The following is a 17,387-nucleotide window of genomic DNA, read 5'->3' on the forward strand; positions in this document are numbered from 1 at the left end:
CTTAGATGCCGTAGGCGCTCGCTATGCGCTCAGCACGTGCCGAAGATGCGGCGTGGCTTGAGCAGGCGGCTCGCGCGAAACGACCAGAGGGAACCCACGCCCGCGAGCGCCAGCGCCGCGGCCAGCATCGTGTGAGGACTGACGACGATGCCGAACGGCACGCTGAGCGGCAAGACGAAGCTGCGGTCGAGCATGAGCAGCGCGGCCCACAGCGCAAACGCCCCTTGCAGGAGCAGACGCGTGCCGTGCACGTGGCGCGCCCGGTCGGTCAGGCTGCCTTTGCGGCCGCCATGCCTGCAAAAAAAGAGGATCGCCGCCAGGGCGATCGCGAGTATCACTAGCCAGTCCGTCAGATCCACGACACGCACTCCGTACTCCAGAATAACTGGCGGTTATTCTGGCCAGCGGCACGGTGCGGTGAAATCAGACCAGTCTGAATTGGTGGTCGGCGCGCGCCGCGCCTCGTGAAAGGCGGGCGCGACGCGCGAGCGGATCAGCGCTCGGTCAAAGCTCGATCAAGGCTCGATCAAGGCTCGATGCGCGTACCGAGGAGCGCGAGGAACTGGCGCAGCCATTCGGGATGGGCGGGCCAAGCCGGCGCGGTGACAAAGGGGGCGTCCGTCACCGCGCTGTCGATGGCGATCTCGGCATACTCGCCGCCCGCGAGCCGCACCTCGGGCGCGCAGGCCGGGTAAGCGGAAATGCGCTTGCCGCGGATCACCTCGGCCGCGGCGAGCAGCTGGGCCGCATGGCAGATCGCCGCGATCGGCTTGTTCGAGTGGGCGAAGTGACGCACCATCTCGATCACCTTCGGGTCGAGGCGCAGGTATTCGGGCGCACGCCCCCCAGCGATGGCGAGGGCGTCGTAGCTGGCGGCGTCGATTTCGTCGAAGGTCGCGTTGAGCGCGAACTGGTGCCCCGGCTTTTCGGTATAGGTCTGGTCACCCTCGAAATCGTGGATCGCGGTCTTGATGCGCTCGCCGGCCTTCTTGCCGGGGCACACGGCGTCGACGCGGTGCCCGACGGCTTGCAGCGCCTGAAATGGCACCATCGTTTCATAGTCTTCGGCAAAATCGCCGGTGAGGAACAGGATCTTCTTGACGGCCATCGTTTGTCTCCAGAGGTGGACGGTGGAACAGATCGTGCGCGAGGGCAGTCTACTCCATCATGTTTGACGATTTCGCAAAGCATGGCGAAGCGCGGCACCTTCAGCCATCCATCGACTGGCGGCGCTACGCGCCGGGCCGCGACGCGCCCGCGCTCGCCGTGTTGTTTCGCGCGTCCGTGACCACGCTTGCGGCCACGCGCTACGACGCGGCGCAGCGCGTGGCGTGGGCCGCGACGGCGGACGACCTTGCAGACTTCGACGCGCGCCTCGCGCGCGGCGTAACGCTGGTGGCGCAGTGTGACGGAGCGGCTGTTGCGTTCGGGCAGCTCTTTCCGCTCGATCATGTCGAGATGCTCTACGTCGCGCCGGCGTGGTCGCGCCGCGGGCTCGCGACGGCGTTGCTGGCGCGGCTCGAGGCACTCGCGCGCGAGGCGCGCTCGACGGTGTTGAGCGCCGACGCGAGCGCGGTGTCGCGGCCTGTTTTCGAGCGCGCAGGTTTTTCGTTGATTTCGTCAGAATCGGTGTGGCGCGACGGCGTATCATTGCCGCGTTTTCATCTATGCAAGCCGCTTCATGCGGCGAATTTTTCAGGATGACCATGTTTTCGAAGGTTTCGACGCAAAGGCTGACGCTTGCCTCCCTACTCGTGTGCGCGGCGCTCGCTGCAGGCTGTAACAAGCAGGACGCTTCCACGCCCGATCTGAGCAAGCAGTCCGCCGACGCCGCGAAGCAGGCCGCGCAGGACGCCGCGAACCAGGCTGCGCAGCAGGCGGCGCAAGCGCTCGGCAAGGCCGCGAGCTACGTGAACCAGCAACTCGGTGCGGCGCAGCAGAAGCTCGATTCGGCGGCGTCGCAAGGTCAGCAGGCGAGCGCATCCACGGCCGAGCTGGCTTCCGCGGCACAGGGCCAGTTGCGCGGCGCGGCTAGCACGGCGCAAGCCTTGCTCGGGCAGGCCGCCGCGACCACCGGCACCGGCTTGACGAATGCGGGGCACTCGTTGCAACGCTGGGCGAGCAACGCCGCCGAGGCCGCATCGGCGCCGGGGCAGGCATCGGATGCCGCGAAGTAAGGCCGCAGCCGTGCACGCTGCGGCTGTCCGGTTGACGCTACGGATTAATGTAATTATGATGGTTACACTTTTTGGTGCGCGCGGTCCGCTACCGGGCTTTAATGCGTTCGCGCGCCGCTCAGCAGTGGCAGGTTCGCCGTGAATACGAGTAGCCGTTTCGCCTTCGCCGTGCATGTGCTCGCGCTGCTTGCGCAGCAAGAGGGCGTGCCGTTGTCGTCGGAAATCATCGCGGGCAGCGTGAACACGAATCCCGCGCTCATTCGCAGGCTGCTGTCGATGCTGGCCAGCGCGGGCCTCACGGCGTCGCAACTGGGCGCGGGCGGTGGCGCGCTGCTCGCACGCGAGCCGCAGGCGATCACGCTGCTCGACGTCTACCATGCGGTCGACGACGCGCAGTTGTTCGCCATGCACCGCGAGGAGCCGAACCCGGCTTGCCTTGTCGGGCGCCATATCCAGCAGACGCTGCGCGGCGTGATCGACGACGCACAGCGGGCCATGGAGGCGTCGCTCGCCACCCGCACGCTGGCGGACGTCGTCGACGATATGACGCGCAGCGAGCGCAAGCTCGAACGCGCGCGAGCACGGCGGGCATGAGCGGGCTTTAGCGCGTGGCGCGCTGCCAGATTCACCAGCGGGGCATTGCCCCGTTTTTTCACCCCTTAAATGTAACTTTGTTAGTTACATAAATACGGAAAACAGGAGTCAGTTCATGAGCAAGACGCTGAAAATCGCCCTCTTTGGCGCAACGGGCATGGTCGGTTCGCGCATCGCCGCCGAAGCGGCGCGCCGCGGCCACCAGGTGAGCGCGCTGGTGCGCCAGCCCGAGCGTGTGGCAGCCGCGCCGAACGTTCACGCTGCGAAGGCCGATCTGCTCGAAGCGGCGAGCGTTGCCGCGGCCGTGCGCGGCCATGACGTGGTCGCAAGCGCCTACGCGCCGCCCAAAGAGCAGCTCGGCGATCTGCTGCTCGCGAGCCGGGCTCTCGTCGACGGCGTGCGCGCGGCGGGGCTCAAGCGTCTCGTGGTGGTGGGCGGCGCCGGTTCGCTGGAAGTGGCGCCGGGCAAGCAGCTTGTCGATACCGAAGGCTTCCCGGACGCCTACAAGGCGATCGCGCTCGCCCACCGCGAGGCGTTCGACTACTACCGCACGGTGAGCGACATCGACTGGACGTTCTTCGCGCCCGCCGCCATCATCGCCCCCGGCGAGCGCACGGGCGCGTTCCGCACGGGCGCCAGCACGCTGATCGCCGATGCGAAGGGTGAAAGCCGGATCTCGGCTGAGGATTACGCAATCGCCTTCGTCGACGAGCTGGAGCAGGGCCGCTTCATTCGTCAGATCGCAACGGTGGCCTACTGAGGCGCGAAGCGGCGCGACCTTCGCGCCGGCAAACTCGCTGACAAACTGTTACGCACGCGCGAGGCGCGGTCAGGCGGAGTGCGGCTAAACTGGAACGTCCTGTTTTTGACCCTCCGCCATGAATCCCTGCATCGGACGCGATGGCGCGGGCGCCGGGCCGTCGCGCGTGCGCTTCGGTGCGGCGGATCGTGCACTACTTTCGCGCACCGCGTCGACGCGCCCATCCGTGCGCGGTTGCCTTCGCGCGCTGATGCTCCTCGTGTGCCTCGCGGCGTGCCTGGCCATGCCGATGCGGGCCGCCGCCCAGGCGGCTGCGGCGCCTGTGCTGCCCGTGCTCAAGAGCATCATCACCGGCGCGCCGGCCGCTGCTTCGGGCGCGTCGGCAGCCGAAGCGGCTTCGGCGCCTTCACCGGCAAGCCAGGCCGAGTTCACGCGCTCGCTCGACAGCGTCATCGCCACGCTCGACAACGAGCGCCAGCGCACCGCGCTCCTCAACCAGCTCAAGAAACTGCGCAGCGCGTCGGAAAACGTGGCGCCCGCGCCCGCTTCGGGCGCGGCGGCGACCTCGGGGCTGCTGGGTGCGATCGCCTCGGGTCTGGCCTCGGTGGAGGCGGACGCGCGCCGCGGCCGCAGTCCGTTTCACTACTGGGCAGGGCGCTTCAGGGCAGCAGGCATCGAGCTGTATGACATCGCTTCGGGCGGAGCGGGGCAAAGCCTCGGCCGCGTCGTGTTCGATCTGTTCGCCATGCTCGCCGGATGGGGCGCATGCGCGGCCGTGCTGCGCTGGATCGAGCGGCGCCTGCTTAGGCGTTTCGATGTGGATACCGGCCTGCGGCCCGATCCGCGCACCATCGATCTGCTGATTTTCGTCGTGCATCGCGCGGCGCCGTGGATCGTGGCGTTCGTCGGCGCGCTCGTGGTCGAGCGCTCGATGCCGGATGCGCTCGGGCGCACGCTCGCGCTCGTGATCGCCTACGCGATCGTCGCGGGCGCGGTGTTCTCGTCGATCTGCCTGATCATGTTTTCGCTGTTTGGCTCGGGGCACCGGCGCGCGGCCGTGCGCGTTCTGATCGCGCGCTCGCGGCGGCTGCTCTTCGCAATCGGCGTGCTGGCCGCACTCGGCGACGCCGCGACCAATTTCGAGGTCGCGCGCCAGTTGGGCGTGAACCTGGCCGCGCTCGTGAGCACCGCGGCGAACATGGCGGCCGCGGCGCTGACGGTCGTATTCGCTATCGCATTCCGGCGCCCGGTCGCGCATCTGATCCGCAACCGCAGCTATACGCTGCGCCACGGACACAAGGCGCTCACCGAAGTCCTGGACGTGCTCGCCTCGCTCTGGCAACTGCCGATGCTGCTGCTCGCGGGCGCCTCGATCGTCGCCACGTTCGGCGGCATCGGCAGCCGCGACGACGTGCTGCAGATCTCCGTGGTCTCCGCGCTCCTGCTCGTGCTCGCCTTCTTCCTCTCGGCCGTCGTGCTGCGCATTACGCGCCCGAACCCGGCGCGCGTGCGGCGGCGCTCGCCGTATCTGCGCCGCCTGCTGCGCTTCGCCGGCACGCTGCTCGTCGTGTTCATCTGGTTCGCGTATTTCGAGTCGTGCGCGCGCCTCTGGGACATCTCGCTTGCCGCCATCATCGAGGCGAGCGTGGCCGCGCGCGGCATCGCGCATGCCATTTTCGCGATCGTGTCGACGGTGTTTCTCTCGTGGCTCGTCTGGATCACGGTCGATACCGCGATTCTCGAAGCGCTCAACCCGACCGGCCCGCGCACCAAGGGCCGCGCGCCCAGCACGCGCGCGCGCACCATGCTGCCGCTCGTGCGCAACGCCGTGCTCGTGACGATTCTCACCATCACCGGCATCGTGACCGCGGCCAATCTCGGCATCAACGTGACGCCGCTGCTCGCCGGTGCGGGCGTGATCGGGCTTGCCATCGGCTTCGGCGCGCAGTCGCTCGTGGCCGATCTCATCACGGGTCTTTTCATCATCATCGAGGAGACGATCTCGGTGGGCGACTGGATCGACATCGACAACGGCCATGCGGGCACGGTCGAGCATCTGTCGATCCGCACCGTGCGGCTGCGCGACGGGCAGGGCGCGATCCACGCCATTCCGTTCTCGCAGATCAAGATCGTGAAGAACCTCTCGCGCGATTTCGCGTTTGCGGTATTCGAAGTGCGGGTGCCGTTCTCGGTCGATCTCGATACGGTCACGCGCATGATTCGCGAGACAGGCGCCGAACTCGTGGCCGACTTCCGCTATCGCCGCGAGATTCTCGGGCCGGTAGAGGTGTGGGGCCTCGACCGCTTCGACCCGAACTGGATGGTCGTGAAAGGCCAGATCAAGACGCGGCCGCTGCAGCAGTGGAGCGTGGCGCGTGCGTTCAATGCGCGCCTGAAGCGCCACATGGACGAAGCGGGCATCGAGATGCCGGTGCCGCAGATGCAGGTGCACATGTCCTCGCGCAGCGGCGATGTCGAGGAGCCGCGTGTTGAGCCGCACGACGCGGCGCACGATCATCCGCATGCGCCTGGCGCGCGCGCGGCCGGCGGCGTGGCGCGCGACGCTTCGCACGAGCCGCGGCCCGCGCCGCCGCCGACCGCGGGCCCCGAGGGCGCGCCGCCGCAGATTCCCACGGCCGGCGGCCGCGGCTGAACGCCGGCGCCGCTCAGGCCAACTCAAATCACCTTGGCGCGCCGCAGTTGCGCGAGCGCTTCGGCGCTCAGCCCCAATGCGCCATACACCGCCTCGTTGTGCTCGCCGAGCGCCGGGCCGCTGCGCGGCACGCCGGCAGGCCGACCCTTCACGCGCGGCACCACGCACGGCGCCGGCACCGAACCGAGATCCGCGTCAGGCAGGCGGATGATCGTCTCGCGCGCGATGAAATGCGGGTCAGCGGCGATGTCGTCGATGGTGTAGATCTTCGTGTGCGGCACGCCTGCTTCGGTCAGGCGGTCGGTGAGCAGTGCGAAGGGAAGTGCCGCGAATGCCTTCTCGAGACGCGCGTCGAGTTCCGCCGCATGCGCGACGCGGTTCACGTTGTCGACGAAGCGCGCATCGTCGGGCACGTCGTGAAGCTCTAGCGCCGCGCACAGTCGCCGGAAGATCGGTTGCGACGACGCCACGAGCGAGAACCTCTCACCGTCGGCGCTGCGATACATGTTCGAGGGCGCGGTATAGGTCGCGCGGTTGCCATGGTGGCCGCGCACGAGGCCAAGCTGTTCACGCTCCACGGCGAGCGGCTCCAGCATGCGAAAGAGCGCCTCAGTGGCCGAGAGATCGATTTCCACGCCGCGCGCCGCCGGGTCCGAGCGCATGCGCACCATCTCCGCGGCAATCGAAAAGGCGGCGAAGAGGCCCGCGACCGTGTCGCCCATCGGGAAATTCATGTGCAGCGGCGCGCCGTTCGTTTCGCCGGTCAGTTGCGTGAGGCCGCTCATCGCTTCGAAGATGCGCGCGAAGCCGCCGCGTTGACGGTATGGCCCGGTCTGGCCGAAGCCGGTCAGGCGCAGCACGACCAGGCGCGGATTGGCCGCGTGCAGCGTCTCGAAGTCGAGTCCCCATTCCTCCAGTTTGCCCGCGCGGAAGTTCTCGACGAGCACGTCCGCCTGTGCCGCGAGCCGCAGCAGCAGCGCGCGCCCCTCGGCCTTGCGCACATCGAGCGTGATGCCGCGCTTGCCGCGGTTCGTCACTTTCCAGTAGAGCGAAATATCGTCCTTGACGGGCTGCAGCTTGCGCAGCGCGTCGCTGCCGTCGGGCAGTTCGATTTTCGTGACATCGGCGCCGAGATCGGCGCACAGCGTGGCGCCGAACGGACCGGCCACGACCGTCGAGAGGTCGAGAATGCGCACGCCGGCGAGAGGGCCCTGTTGGCCTTGTGGCGTGCCTTCCGGTGCGCCAGCGGCGGTGGCGAGAGTGCTGTTCGCGAGCATCGTGTCTCCTCGTGCCGAGTGGGAATGGTCTGCCCGCAACACTAGGCGAGAGCGCCGGTTCCGTTCAACTGGCGTACCGCAGAGCGAAACACTATGCTGAATTTCTTGACCCCCGGAAGGCGTTTATCGACCATGAGTTCGTCACATTCCAAACCGTCTCGCCGCCAGACTCCGCAGATGCAATCGCCTACGCCATCCGTTACCGAAAGCCGCGCCGCGCCCTCCAGCAGCGCGCGGCGCCGCGCGAGCCGGCTCGACGCCGCTCACATGCGTGGCGAGGGCGGCGCGCAAATGTCACACGCCGGCGAGCCGCTTTTACCCGCGCCGCCCGACGCCGAATCGACCGATCGCCAGTTCGCGATCAACCTCGCGCGCGGCCTGCAAGTGCTGCGCGCGTTCACGCCGGCCGAGCCGATGCTCGGCAACCGCGAACTGGCCGACCGCACAGGGCTGCCCAAGGCCACCATCTCGCGGCTCACTTACACGCTGACGCTGCTCGGCTACTTGAACCGCAGCGAAAAATACCAGCGCTATCGGCTCGGCGCTGGCGTGCTGACACTGGGCTATCCGATGCTCGCTGCCATGCAGATTCGGCAGATCGCGCGGCCTTACATGGAAAAGCTCGCGCGCGAAACGCGCTGCTCTGTGAACCTCGGCATGCGCGACCGCCTCAGCGTGGTGTATGTCGATAGCTGCCGCCCGGGCCGCGACAACAGCGCGCAACCCGACATCGGCAGCACGCGGCCGCTCCTGGCCACCTCGATCGGGCGCGCGCTCCTCATCGCCGAAAGCGCGAAGGAGCGCCAGGCTGTGCTGAACCGCCTGCGCCTCGACGACCCCGAACGCTATGCGGCCGACCAGCCGCAGTGGGAAGCCGACCAGGCTGCCTTCGCGTCGCGCGGCTACACGCTGAGCCGCGGCGACTGGATTCGCGATATCCACGCGATCGCTGTGCCGGTGCGCCAACCGCCCGACGACGAACGCATCGCGCTCAATTGCACGATCGTGAGCCGCCGTCTCGCCGACGACTGGATCGAGCGCACGGTCGCGCCGCTCTTGCTCGAAGCGGCGCTGCGCATCGAGCGCGCATGCGGGGTGACGGATGCGAGCGCGGCGGCGGGCCCGCCCTGATACCGCACCGGAAACGAACTCAACTCAAACTGGATGGAGACACGATGATTCGCGACGCCGCACGCCTGAACCGCCTGCTCACGCAGCTTTATGGCTTCGTGCAGGAAGAGTGCATTCCGCTCGAGGCGCAGATCGACCGTACCGACGTACTGCCCGAAGCGCTCGTCGCGCGCATGCGCGAACTGGGTCTTTTTGGCCATAGCATTCCTGAAGCGTATGGCGGCGCGGGCCTCACGACGGAAGAACTCGCGTGCGTGAACATGGTGGTTTCCCAGGCCGCGCCCACCTTCCGCGCGCGCTTCGGCGGCAATACCGGCATTGGTTCTGAGGCGCTCATCGCGGACGGCACCGTAGAGCAGAAGCGGCGCTACCTGCCGCGCCTCGCGAGCGGCGAGATCACGGGCTGTTTCGCGCTGACCGAGCCCGACGCGGGCTCCGACGCCACCGCGCTCACCACCACGGCGCGCCGCGACGGCAACGACTACGTACTCGATGGCAGCAAGCGCTACATCACGAATGCGCCGATCGCCGATCTGTTCACCGTGTTCGCACGCACGAATGCGGACGATCCCGGCGCAGGCGGAATATCTGCATTCCTGATCGAACGCGGTACACCGGGACTGACGACCTCCGAGGGCTATCGCATGATGGGGCAGCGGGGTTCTCCCGTGGGCGAAGTGCATTTGCAGAACTGCCGCGTGAGCGCGTCGGCCGTGCTTGGCGGCGAGCCCGGGCGCGGCTTCAAGAGCGCAATGAAGGCGCTCAACAAGCAGCGCATCAATCTGGCGGGGCTGTGCGTGGGGCCGGCGATCCGCCTGCTCGACGAGATGCTTGCGCATGCGAAGGCGCGCGAACAGTTCGGCAAGCCGATCGCCGAATTTCAGCTCGTGCAGCAGCTCATCGCGCAAAGCAACACCGATATTCACGCGGCGCGCGCACTCGTGCTTCAGACGGCCCGCGCACGGGACCGTGGCGAGGACGTGACGATGGCGGCTTCCATGTGCAAGCTGTTTGCATCGGAAATGTGCGGACGCGTGGCCGATCGCGCGGTGCAGGTTTATGGTGGCGCGGGTTACATCGCCGATAACCCGGTCGAGCGCCTCTACCGCGATGTGCGGCTGTTCCGGCTCTACGAGGGCACGTCGCAAATCCACGAGATCAACATCGCGAAGCAGACGCTGCGCGCGCCGCTGCACGACGTGCGCCATCACCAGCTGCATCAGAGCGCCGAATAAGCGCGGCGCAACGAGCCCCACGGGAGACGCCTTATGGTCCGACTCGGTCCCACTGCCATTTGCCGCGCACTCGGCGCGCGCTATCCGGTTTTCGGTTTCTCGCATTCGCCCGATGTGATCGTCGCGCTCGCCGAAGCCGGCGGCTTTGGCGTGCTGGGTCTCGCGCGCGAGATGCCGGACGACATTGCGCCGATCATCGCCCAGGTCGAGAGAAGACTCGCAGGCAAGCCGTACGGCATCGACCTGATGCTGCCCGCCGGTGTGCCTGAACATGCCGATATCGGCAACGTGCGCGCTGCGCTGCCACCTGCGCACATCGAATTCGTCGCGGCATTGCGCGAGCGCTTCGGGCTCGACGCTCCCACACGGCCGAGCTTCTTCACGACGCAGGTGCGCAGCGAGGCGCTTTTCAACGCGCAGATCGAAGCCGTGCTCGCTTCGAAGGCGTGCGCCGTGGCGACGGCGATCGGCATCCGGCCCGACCTGATCTCGCGCGCGAAAGCCGCGGGCAAGTATACGATCTCGCTCGTCGGCTCGCCGCACCATGCGCAGAAGGCGCTCGCGCTCGGTGTGGATGCGCTCGTCGCGCAGGGCGCGGACGCGGGCGGTCACACCGGCCCGATCGGCACCTTCTCGCTCGTGCCGCAAATCGTCGCCGTGGCGGCGGGGCGGCCCGTGCTCGCGGCAGGCGGCATCGGCACCGGCGCGCAGGTGGCCGCCTCGCTCGCAATGGGCGCGCAAGGGGCGTGGCTCGGCACGCTATGGCTCGCCGCGAGAGAGAACCACACGCCGCCCGCGCTGCTGCAACGTCTCATCGAAGCGAGGAGCGACGACACGCTCGTCACGCGCGCGCACAGCGGCAAGCCGTGCCGCGTCGTGCGCAGCGCCTGGATCGACGCGTGGCAGGCGAGCGACGCGCCCGCGCCGCTGCCCATGCCGCAGCAGCAGGCGCTCACGGGCGGCGACTTCAGCGCGATGCACGAGTACGACCGCGCGGACCTGATCTACGAGGCGACGGGACAAAGCGTCTTTGCAATCGATGCGCCCACAACGGTCGCCGCGCAAATGGCCACGCTGATCGCGGATGCCAACGCGGCGCTTGCGGCGCTAGAAGCGGCGATGGCCGATTGAAGCCATGGTGCTCATATAAAACGATGACACGGAGACGACAATGAATGCAAAGGCATCAAGCGGATCGATACGCGCGTGGCTGATCGTCGCCATGCTGTTCCTGTTCATGGTGATCAATTTCGCCGACAAAGCCGTGTTTGGCCTGGCGGCCGTACCGATGATGCGCGACCTGAATCTCAGTCCGCGCGAATTCGGGCTGGTCGGCAGCAGTTTTTTCCTGCTGTTCTCGCTCTCGGGCATCGGCTTCGGGTTCGTCGCGAACCGCGTGCAGAGCAAATGGCTGCTCGCGCTGCTGGCGGTGGTGTGGAGCGCGGTCCAGTTTCCGCTCGTGACCGCGAGCGTGACGCTGCCCATGCTGATTGCCTCGCGCGTGCTGCTCGGGGTTGGCGAGGGCCCGGCGTTTCCGCTCGCGCAGCACGCCTGCTACAAGTGGTTCGACAATGCGCACCGCAATGTGCCTAACACCATCGTGCAGCAGGGCGCGAGTGCGGGCCTCATGCTCGCGGGGCCGATCCTTTCGTACCTCATCGTGCGCTACGACTGGCACATGGCGTTCTTCGCGCTGGGGATCGTCGGCCTCGTGTGGACGGCGCTGTGGCTCGTGATCGGGCGCGACGGCCCAGTGGGCGCGGCGAGCCACGCAACGGGCGTGGCGCACGACGGCGCGGGCGAAACGATCGCCTATCGCCACCTGTTGCTCAACCGCACGTTCATGGGCGTGCTCTTCATCTACTTCGTCGAGTACGCCGTCATTTCGCTCGCGTTCACCTGGTTTCCGGTTTATCTGCGGCTGGGGCTGGGCTACGCGCCCATCGTGACGGGGTGGCTCTTTTCGAGCATTGTCGGCTCGTTCATTCCGGTGACGCTGCTGCTCGCGTGGGTCTCGCAGCGGCTCATCCGCAAGGGTGTCAGTTCACGTCTGGCGCGCGGCGCGATGGTGAGCGGCTTCGCCATGCTCGGCGGCGTGCTGTTTCTCGCGACATCGAGCGGCCTGAGTCCCGCGCTCAAGGTGGCCTGCCTCGCAATAGGCGGCGCGCTGAGCCAGCTCGTCTTTTCGTTCGGACCGCTGATGATCAGCGATATCGTCTCGGTCAGGCAACGCGGCGCGCTGCTCGGCATCAACAGCTCGATCGGCACGCTCGCCGGCCTGATCGCGCCGGCGCTGATGGGCGGCATCGTGCAGGCCAATCATGGCAATCCGGCGCTCGGCTACGAGCACGGTTTTATCGTGGTGGGTGCGCTGCTGCTCGCGAGCGGCGCGCTCGGTCTCGTACTGCTGAACCCGGAACAATCGCGCCAGCGCATTCTCGAAGCGGCCCGGCGGGATGCGGCGCAGTCCCCGGTCAACGAGGGCATCCAGCAGCGCGCCATGGCGCCTTCGATGGATATGGGGCGCGCGCCTTAACGCGCGAGCGCGGTTTCACACGCGAGCGGCAGCACGTCGTTGACCTGCGTGGCGATATGCTCGGCCGCGACGCCGTAGACATGCAGCGAAACGGCCTGTGCAGCGCTGCCGTTGGACAGCCGGTGGATGCTGGTGCGTCCGCGTCCGCCGAACGAGACCGCGCCGCTTGCGCGCGGATGCGAGCGAACCACTTCGGCGCCCTGGCGCACATCGTCCCACTTGTAGAGCGTTTCGGTCAGCGTGCCGTCGAGCACGGCGTAGCCGCACCAGGTGTGATGCGCGTGGATCGGGCTTGCCTGGCCCGGCTGCCAGACGAGCGCCGCCACCGTGTAGCGGCCGCGGCTGTCGGTTGCGATGACGTGACGTTGGTACCTGTCGGCGCTGCCTTCGCGCTGCGCGCTCGTCACGAGCGCCGGGTCGCCGAGCGCAAGCGTGAGCGCCGCGCGCATGCCGCGCGCGAAGCGTGCGCAGCGCGACGGGTCGGCAGGGGTGGCGCAGGCGTCGAAGGCCGCATCGAGCGCGGCGGTGAAGCGCGCGACGGCCGCGGCGTGCTGCTCCGCGGTGTGAAAGGCGCTCAGCAGGGCGAATTCGGCAGGGGCGTTCATGGCGTGTTTTTCCTCCGTTTCCTATAGGAAGATTTATAGCCGTTCGCGCCTAGAAAGAGTTTTCCTATTTTTCCCTCGTTTACCCATCGTGTAGAATAAATTTCTACACATCGGGGAGTGCGGAAATGGATCTCATCGACAGAAAGCTGGTTGAGCTGCTGCAGCAGGACGCGACCATGCCGGTTGCCGAATTGGCGCAGCGCGTCAATCTTTCGCAAACGCCGTGCTGGAAGCGCGTTCAGCGCCTGAAGGAAACGGGGGTGATCCGCGCGCAGGTCGCGCTGTGCGACCCGCGCAAGCTCGGCGTGGGGACGACGGTGTTCGTTGCCGTGCGCACCAACCAGCACACCGAGGCATGGGCGCAGACCTTCACGCGCGCCGTGCAGGAGATTCCCGAGATCGTCGAGGCGTATCGCATGAGCGGGGAGACCGACTACCTGCTGCGCATCGTGGTGTCCGATATCGACGATTTCGACCGCGTGTACAAGCAGCTCATTCGCGCCGTGCCGCTATTCGATGTGAGTTCGAGCTTCGCGATGGAGCAGCTCAAGTACTCGACGGCGCTGCCTGTGCGCAGTGGGGCGTAGCGGTAAATAGCGGCGCGCAATGCCTCGTGGCGCAAGCCGTCTGCAAGGCATGGCGGCGTAGAATGCCCGTTGCCGTCATCCAATTCCAATTCGAGGCTGGGCACGACCGATGAACGAACCGCGCAAGAATAACCCCACCTTTGGCGTTGCCGTGCTCATCGTAGCGGTAGTTGTGTTCGTGATCGGCACCGTGCTGTTCAATGCGCTGAAAAGCAAGCGCGAGTACGAAGAGACCATGGGCGCCAGCGCGGCCCATGCGTCCGCCAGCACGGCCGCTTCGCAAGCCAGCGTCTCGACGCAGTGACGCGCCGGGCCGAGCGCTTGTTATTCCTCCGGTAGCCGGATAATGCTCGCGTCCCGGCGAATGAGCCAGGACGCCGCGATCATCTGCTTGCATTGATGCGCGAGCAGCTTGAGCTCCTGCGCGAGTTCCGCCGTGGCGCCGAGCGAGCGCTCGGCTTCCACCACCATCGTATCGAGCTCGCGCGTGAGCTGCTTCGTGATGTCGGTTTGATCGAGGGGCGCGGGCGTGCCCGCCTCGGCGGCGACGAGGTTTTCGCGCACGCATGAAAGCGCGCGCTCGAGCGCATCGAGTTTGACCTCTGGCTGGTCGGGGCGCGCCGTGCTGCGCAGCAGCGGGGCGGTGGCCGTGATCTGCGAGGCGAGCACGTGGCTGCGCACGAGCAGGTCGTTGAGCTCGGGCACGAACTTCTGCGCGGCCTTCGGTTCGAGCATCATGCGTTGGAACGCCTGGCCGAGATTCGCAAACGCCACATGCACGTTCTTGCGCGCGAGCCGGTAGCGGAAGTCGCGCGCGAGCGACGGCGCTGCCGCGGCTGCGCTCGAAGTGGTTTGTGCGGACTGCGCAGTGGCTTTCGCGCCCACCGCTGACACCGGCGAGCCGGCAGCGGCGGCCGTAGGCGAATCGCTGACGGTCGCGGCGGCGAGCGCTTCGTCAACGACGCTCGCTGCGTTCGCAGAAGCGCTTGCCATTGCGCTCACGCCGCCCGAGTCCGCTGCAATCGTCATCGCAGGCGCGTCATGGGCCGGCTTATGGGCCGACACGCGCGCGCCTGCCTCGCTCACCGCGGCCCCCGCGAACGCCGGCTGCGGCGCGCTGGTGCGCCCGCTCCACCACCAGCTTGCCTCGAGATAGCTGCGTGTCGCCGCGATCATGTCGTGCACGAGCTTGCCCATCAGACGGTATTCCCAGTACGGGAACAGATGGCTCGCGGCAATGGCGATCATGCAGCCCACCACCGTGTCGATCGCGCGCTCGCCGATGATGCGCATGCTGCCCGGCGCGAGCAGATGGAACATCAGCAGCACATAGGCCGACGTGAACACGACGCTCGCCGTGTAGTTGAAGAGCAGGAGGCTGTAGCTCATCACCATCGCCGCGAACATCGAGACGAGCAGCACGAGCGGCTGCTTCACGAGCAGGATCAGCGCAATGCTCGCGAGACAGCCGATCAGCGTGCCGACGATACGCTGCGCGTTGCGCTGGCGCGTGAGCGAATAGCCCGGCTTCAGAATGATGATGCTCGTCATCACGATCCAGTAGGCGTTGGTGAGCGGCAATAGCCGCCCGAGCCAGAACCCCACCGCCACGGCGATCGTCACGCGCAGCGCGTGGCGAAAGCTCGGCGAGGCCATCGTGAGATTCGAGAAAATCTGCAGCCAGGACACGCGACGGTTCGTGACGAAGCGTGCGAGCGCCTCGTCGACGCGCACCTCGGTCTCGGTTGTCGGCACTTCGCTCGCGAGGCTGCGGCGCATGCGGTCGATCAGGCGCGTGGCGCTCCAGATGCGCCGGAACGACGCCGAGATTGCCGCGTAGGCCTCCGGGTCGGTCGCGGCCAGGTCGCGCTTTTTCAGCAGCTCGAGCTCGTATTCGATGGCGCGCAGCTCGGCCTTCACGTTCACGCTCGCGCGCGGCGCTTCGTTTTGCAGCACCGCGAGGCCGATGTCTTCGAGATCGGCGGCGGCCTTGCGGATCAGGTCGCGGTAGAACACGAGCAGGTCCGAGCCGCCGAAGGTGTTGCGCACGAGCGGGTAGTCGGTGTGCGCGCCCACGAACAACTCATGCAGATCGACCGTGTTGATGAACAGGTTGAAGTGCATGGCGCGCCGCGCATCGATCTTGCCGGCCCTGAGTTTGGGCAGATTGCGCAGCACGATGTCGCGCGCCGCGTCCTGGCGCTCGACGGCGGCGATCTGCTTCGCGACGAGGTTGCGGTAGCACTCGTCGAGATCGTTGTCGAGGTCGAAGAACTGGGCGCGCGCGAGCAGATAGTCGGCGCAGGCGAACACGCTCTCGGCAAGCGCCTGCTGCTCGATGCGATCGAGCATCAGATGGCTGATCAAGGTCGACCACGCCGTGTACCAGAGGCCGCCCAGCAGGATCCACAGCGCATTGACGAGCGCGAGATGGGGCGTGAAGTGCTCTTCGAGCGTCATCACCATCATGAAGAGGGTGGCGAAGCTGATCTGCGGCCAGCGGTTGCCGTAGACCACGATCAGCGAAAGCACGAAGGTGAGCGGGACTACCGTGGCCCATAGCGCGATGGGACTGAAGGTGGCGAGGCCGGTCGCGTAAGCGGAGAGAAACCCGATCACGCTGCACGCGAGCATTTCGTTGCGCTTGTATTTCAGCGGTCCCGGCATGTCGACCACGCACGCGCCGAGCGCGCCGGTCGAGATGGTGAAGCCCAGCTCGCTCTTGTGAAAGACGAACAGGCACAGGACGGCCGGAAGCGAGATGCCGATCGCGATGCGCAGGCCGCCGTAAAAGTACTGGCTATAGAGGAATTTCCTGATTTCTACGGAGTAGCGCATCGACTGCCGGGAAGTTCGAGAGCGGACGGTACGCCGCGGACTGTGGCGCTGAGTCTAACGTATTTCGGGCACGATCTGACCGCCGATGCGTGCCCGACCGGGTGTCATTCAGTCCACGCTCAGCGACGTTGTGTTCGTGGTCGCGGCGGCGTCGCCGAGCAGGCCGTGCGTGCCGTGAATGCGCCGCATGCGCGTGCGATACCAGAAGGTCCAGGCCATCAGGCCGCCGAACACGCCATAGCCGATGATCGGCGAGACGACGAGAAAGCGCTCGATTGGCCAGGTGGCGGCCAGATAAGTGCGCAGCGCGGAGTCGAGACACAGCCCGAAGCCCCAGATGAACGTAAGCAGCCGCATGGCCGCGACGAAGCTTGCGTTCTCGTTCCAGAGCTGTTCGAGCCGCGCGACGCCCTCGCGAGTCTCGCGCGCGACCGTTGCTCGCGTGAGATAGAACACGAGCGGGCGCTTCGCCAGTAGCGAGATCAGGAACGCGGCGCCGATTGCGCCTGAGGCGAGGCACTCGCGCATCAACAGAACACGCGGACTGCCGCCGAACGCCACGGCAAGGAGCGAGAGCACGATGCCGAGCAGTATGACGGCCGAGAGTGCATCCACGCGCCGAAAGCGCACCAGTTCGACGATGCTCCAGGCAAGCGGCGGCGCGGCCGAGGCAATGAGGCCGCCGACTTCGCCCCAGTGCGGCTCGGCGAGACGATAGGCGACCCAGGGAAGCAGCAGGTTGACCGCCAGTTCGGCGACGAATGCTGGACGCAGCTTCATGGGGTGCGTGCTCCTGAAGGTTCTGCGGAGGCAATGACGCCAGTATGGTTCATGCGCCGCGCGGCAGCAAACCGGCTGCGCAGGCGCCCGACGGGGTGGCTGCATGTCGCATGCCCGTGGCAGAGGCCTGGCGCTTGCGCTGGGTTCATGGCGCGTACGTTTCGCGCTTGTGTCAACCTGGCCGCGCTGTGCGACACTGCCGCGTGTTCACCTT

General features: G+C 67.0%; 17 protein-coding genes. 11 read left to right on the forward strand and 6 right to left on the reverse strand.

Annotated features, from left to right (window positions below; all coding sequences use genetic code 11):
* Positions 1 to 29: 29 nt before the first annotated feature.
* Together U5A65_RS29625 and U5A65_RS29630 are read right to left on the reverse strand one after the other, a co-directional pair.
* Positions 30 to 359 carry a hypothetical protein gene (locus U5A65_RS29625; RefSeq protein WP_321948699.1) on the reverse strand — a complete coding sequence of 110 codons (330 nt, stop codon included), beginning with the start codon at positions 357 to 359 and terminating at the stop codon, positions 30 to 32.
* A gap of 167 nt (positions 360 to 526) precedes the next feature.
* Entirely contained in the window at positions 527 to 1,108 is a 582-nt protein-coding gene (locus U5A65_RS29630) for a DJ-1/PfpI family protein (protein WP_321914202.1), read from the reverse strand.
* Between the two features lie 59 nt (positions 1,109 to 1,167).
* On the opposite strand from U5A65_RS29630, the gene U5A65_RS29635 reads away from it, so the two are divergent.
* From U5A65_RS29635 to U5A65_RS29655, 5 genes are all read left to right on the forward strand, one after another.
* A complete protein-coding gene (locus U5A65_RS29635; RefSeq protein ID WP_321948700.1) occupies positions 1,168 to 1,704 on the forward strand; it encodes a GNAT family N-acetyltransferase in 537 nt (178 codons plus the stop codon).
* Positions 1,705 to 1,706: 2 nt separating this feature from the next.
* Complete coding sequence (locus U5A65_RS29640) at positions 1,707 to 2,177, forward strand: hypothetical protein (protein WP_321936768.1); 471 nt, start codon at positions 1,707 to 1,709, stop codon at positions 2,175 to 2,177.
* Positions 2,178 to 2,315: 138 nt separating this feature from the next.
* Complete coding sequence (locus U5A65_RS29645; RefSeq protein WP_321928350.1) at positions 2,316 to 2,771, forward strand: Rrf2 family transcriptional regulator; 456 nt, start codon at positions 2,316 to 2,318, stop codon at positions 2,769 to 2,771.
* Between the two features lie 115 nt (positions 2,772 to 2,886).
* On the forward strand, positions 2,887 to 3,531 hold the full coding sequence (locus tag U5A65_RS29650) for an NAD(P)-dependent oxidoreductase (protein ID WP_321948701.1): 645 nt from the start codon (positions 2,887 to 2,889) through the stop codon (positions 3,529 to 3,531).
* Positions 3,532 to 3,649: 118 nt separating this feature from the next.
* Entirely contained in the window at positions 3,650 to 6,184 is a 2,535-nt protein-coding gene (locus U5A65_RS29655; RefSeq protein ID WP_415765838.1) for a mechanosensitive ion channel domain-containing protein, read from the forward strand.
* 23 nt (positions 6,185 to 6,207) lie between these two features.
* On the opposite strand, the gene U5A65_RS29660 is transcribed toward U5A65_RS29655, so the two are convergent.
* Positions 6,208 to 7,461, reverse strand: coding sequence for a CoA transferase (locus U5A65_RS29660; RefSeq protein ID WP_321948702.1), 1,254 nt, complete (start codon positions 7,459 to 7,461; stop codon positions 6,208 to 6,210).
* Positions 7,462 to 7,752: 291 nt separating this feature from the next.
* Between U5A65_RS29660 and U5A65_RS29665 the strand changes: the two genes are divergently transcribed.
* From U5A65_RS29665 to U5A65_RS29680, 4 genes are read left to right on the forward strand one after another with little or no spacing between them, the layout of a single operon-like run.
* Positions 7,753 to 8,592 (forward strand): IclR family transcriptional regulator, encoded by an 840-nt coding sequence (locus tag U5A65_RS29665; RefSeq protein WP_321914319.1) that lies wholly within the window; start codon positions 7,753 to 7,755, stop codon positions 8,590 to 8,592.
* Positions 8,593 to 8,636: 44 nt separating this feature from the next.
* On the forward strand, positions 8,637 to 9,827 hold the full coding sequence (locus tag U5A65_RS29670; protein ID WP_321936766.1) for an acyl-CoA dehydrogenase family protein: 1,191 nt from the start codon (positions 8,637 to 8,639) through the stop codon (positions 9,825 to 9,827).
* Positions 9,828 to 9,860: 33 nt separating this feature from the next.
* Positions 9,861 to 10,958 carry a nitronate monooxygenase gene (locus tag U5A65_RS29675; protein WP_321948703.1) on the forward strand — a complete coding sequence of 366 codons (1,098 nt, stop codon included), beginning with the start codon at positions 9,861 to 9,863 and terminating at the stop codon, positions 10,956 to 10,958.
* Between the two features lie 40 nt (positions 10,959 to 10,998).
* Positions 10,999 to 12,363 carry an MFS transporter gene (locus U5A65_RS29680; protein WP_321948704.1) on the forward strand — a complete coding sequence of 455 codons (1,365 nt, stop codon included), beginning with the start codon at positions 10,999 to 11,001 and terminating at the stop codon, positions 12,361 to 12,363.
* On the opposite strand, the gene U5A65_RS29685 is transcribed toward U5A65_RS29680, so the two are convergent.
* Entirely contained in the window at positions 12,360 to 12,968 is a 609-nt protein-coding gene (locus U5A65_RS29685) for a cysteine dioxygenase family protein (RefSeq protein ID WP_321914211.1), read from the reverse strand. The genes U5A65_RS29680 and U5A65_RS29685 overlap by 4 nt on opposite strands.
* Before the next feature lie 125 nt (positions 12,969 to 13,093).
* On the opposite strand from U5A65_RS29685, the gene U5A65_RS29690 reads away from it, so the two are divergent.
* Both U5A65_RS29690 and U5A65_RS29695 read left to right on the forward strand, forming a co-directional pair.
* The gene (locus U5A65_RS29690) at positions 13,094 to 13,555 is read left to right on the forward strand and encodes an Lrp/AsnC family transcriptional regulator (RefSeq protein ID WP_133184185.1); all 462 of its coding nucleotides are present in this window, start codon (positions 13,094 to 13,096) and stop codon (positions 13,553 to 13,555) included.
* Between the two features lie 109 nt (positions 13,556 to 13,664).
* Positions 13,665 to 13,859, forward strand: coding sequence for a hypothetical protein (locus U5A65_RS29695; RefSeq protein ID WP_321948705.1), 195 nt, complete (start codon positions 13,665 to 13,667; stop codon positions 13,857 to 13,859).
* 20 nt (positions 13,860 to 13,879) lie between these two features.
* Here U5A65_RS29695 and U5A65_RS29700 read toward each other — a convergent pair whose 3' ends face one another.
* Together U5A65_RS29700 and U5A65_RS29705 are read right to left on the reverse strand one after the other, a co-directional pair.
* Entirely contained in the window at positions 13,880 to 16,393 is a 2,514-nt protein-coding gene (locus U5A65_RS29700) for an FUSC family protein (RefSeq protein WP_321948706.1), read from the reverse strand.
* Between the two features lie 108 nt (positions 16,394 to 16,501).
* On the reverse strand, positions 16,502 to 17,173 hold the full coding sequence (locus U5A65_RS29705) for a VC0807 family protein (protein ID WP_321936762.1): 672 nt from the start codon (positions 17,171 to 17,173) through the stop codon (positions 16,502 to 16,504).
* Positions 17,174 to 17,387: the final 214 nt, after the last annotated feature.

This window comes from Paraburkholderia sp. J10-1, assembly GCF_905220165.1.
Lineage (GTDB): Bacteria > Pseudomonadota > Gammaproteobacteria > Burkholderiales > Burkholderiaceae > Paraburkholderia.

Coding starts and splice junctions, on each gene's coding strand:
- U5A65_RS29630 (WP_321914202.1), bottom strand. CDS start 1,108: ATGGCCGTCAAGAAGATCCTGTTCCTCACCGGCGATTTTGCCGAAGAC.
- U5A65_RS29635 (WP_321948700.1), top strand. CDS start 1,168: ATGTTTGACGATTTCGCAAAGCATGGCGAAGCGCGGCACCTTCAGCCA.
- U5A65_RS29640 (WP_321936768.1), top strand. CDS start 1,707: ATGTTTTCGAAGGTTTCGACGCAAAGGCTGACGCTTGCCTCCCTACTC.
- U5A65_RS29650 (WP_321948701.1), top strand. CDS start 2,887: ATGAGCAAGACGCTGAAAATCGCCCTCTTTGGCGCAACGGGCATGGTC.
- U5A65_RS29655 (WP_415765838.1), top strand. CDS start 3,650: ATGAATCCCTGCATCGGACGCGATGGCGCGGGCGCCGGGCCGTCGCGC.
- U5A65_RS29660 (WP_321948702.1), bottom strand. CDS start 7,461: ATGCTCGCGAACAGCACTCTCGCCACCGCCGCTGGCGCACCGGAAGGC.
- U5A65_RS29665 (WP_321914319.1), top strand. CDS start 7,753: ATGTCACACGCCGGCGAGCCGCTTTTACCCGCGCCGCCCGACGCCGAA.
- U5A65_RS29670 (WP_321936766.1), top strand. CDS start 8,637: ATGATTCGCGACGCCGCACGCCTGAACCGCCTGCTCACGCAGCTTTAT.
- U5A65_RS29675 (WP_321948703.1), top strand. CDS start 9,861: ATGGTCCGACTCGGTCCCACTGCCATTTGCCGCGCACTCGGCGCGCGC.
- U5A65_RS29680 (WP_321948704.1), top strand. CDS start 10,999: ATGAATGCAAAGGCATCAAGCGGATCGATACGCGCGTGGCTGATCGTC.
- U5A65_RS29685 (WP_321914211.1), bottom strand. CDS start 12,968: ATGAACGCCCCTGCCGAATTCGCCCTGCTGAGCGCCTTTCACACCGCG.
- U5A65_RS29690 (WP_133184185.1), top strand. CDS start 13,094: ATGGATCTCATCGACAGAAAGCTGGTTGAGCTGCTGCAGCAGGACGCG.
- U5A65_RS29695 (WP_321948705.1), top strand. CDS start 13,665: ATGAACGAACCGCGCAAGAATAACCCCACCTTTGGCGTTGCCGTGCTC.
- U5A65_RS29700 (WP_321948706.1), bottom strand. CDS start 16,393: ATGCGCTACTCCGTAGAAATCAGGAAATTCCTCTATAGCCAGTACTTT.
- U5A65_RS29705 (WP_321936762.1), bottom strand. CDS start 17,173: ATGAAGCTGCGTCCAGCATTCGTCGCCGAACTGGCGGTCAACCTGCTG.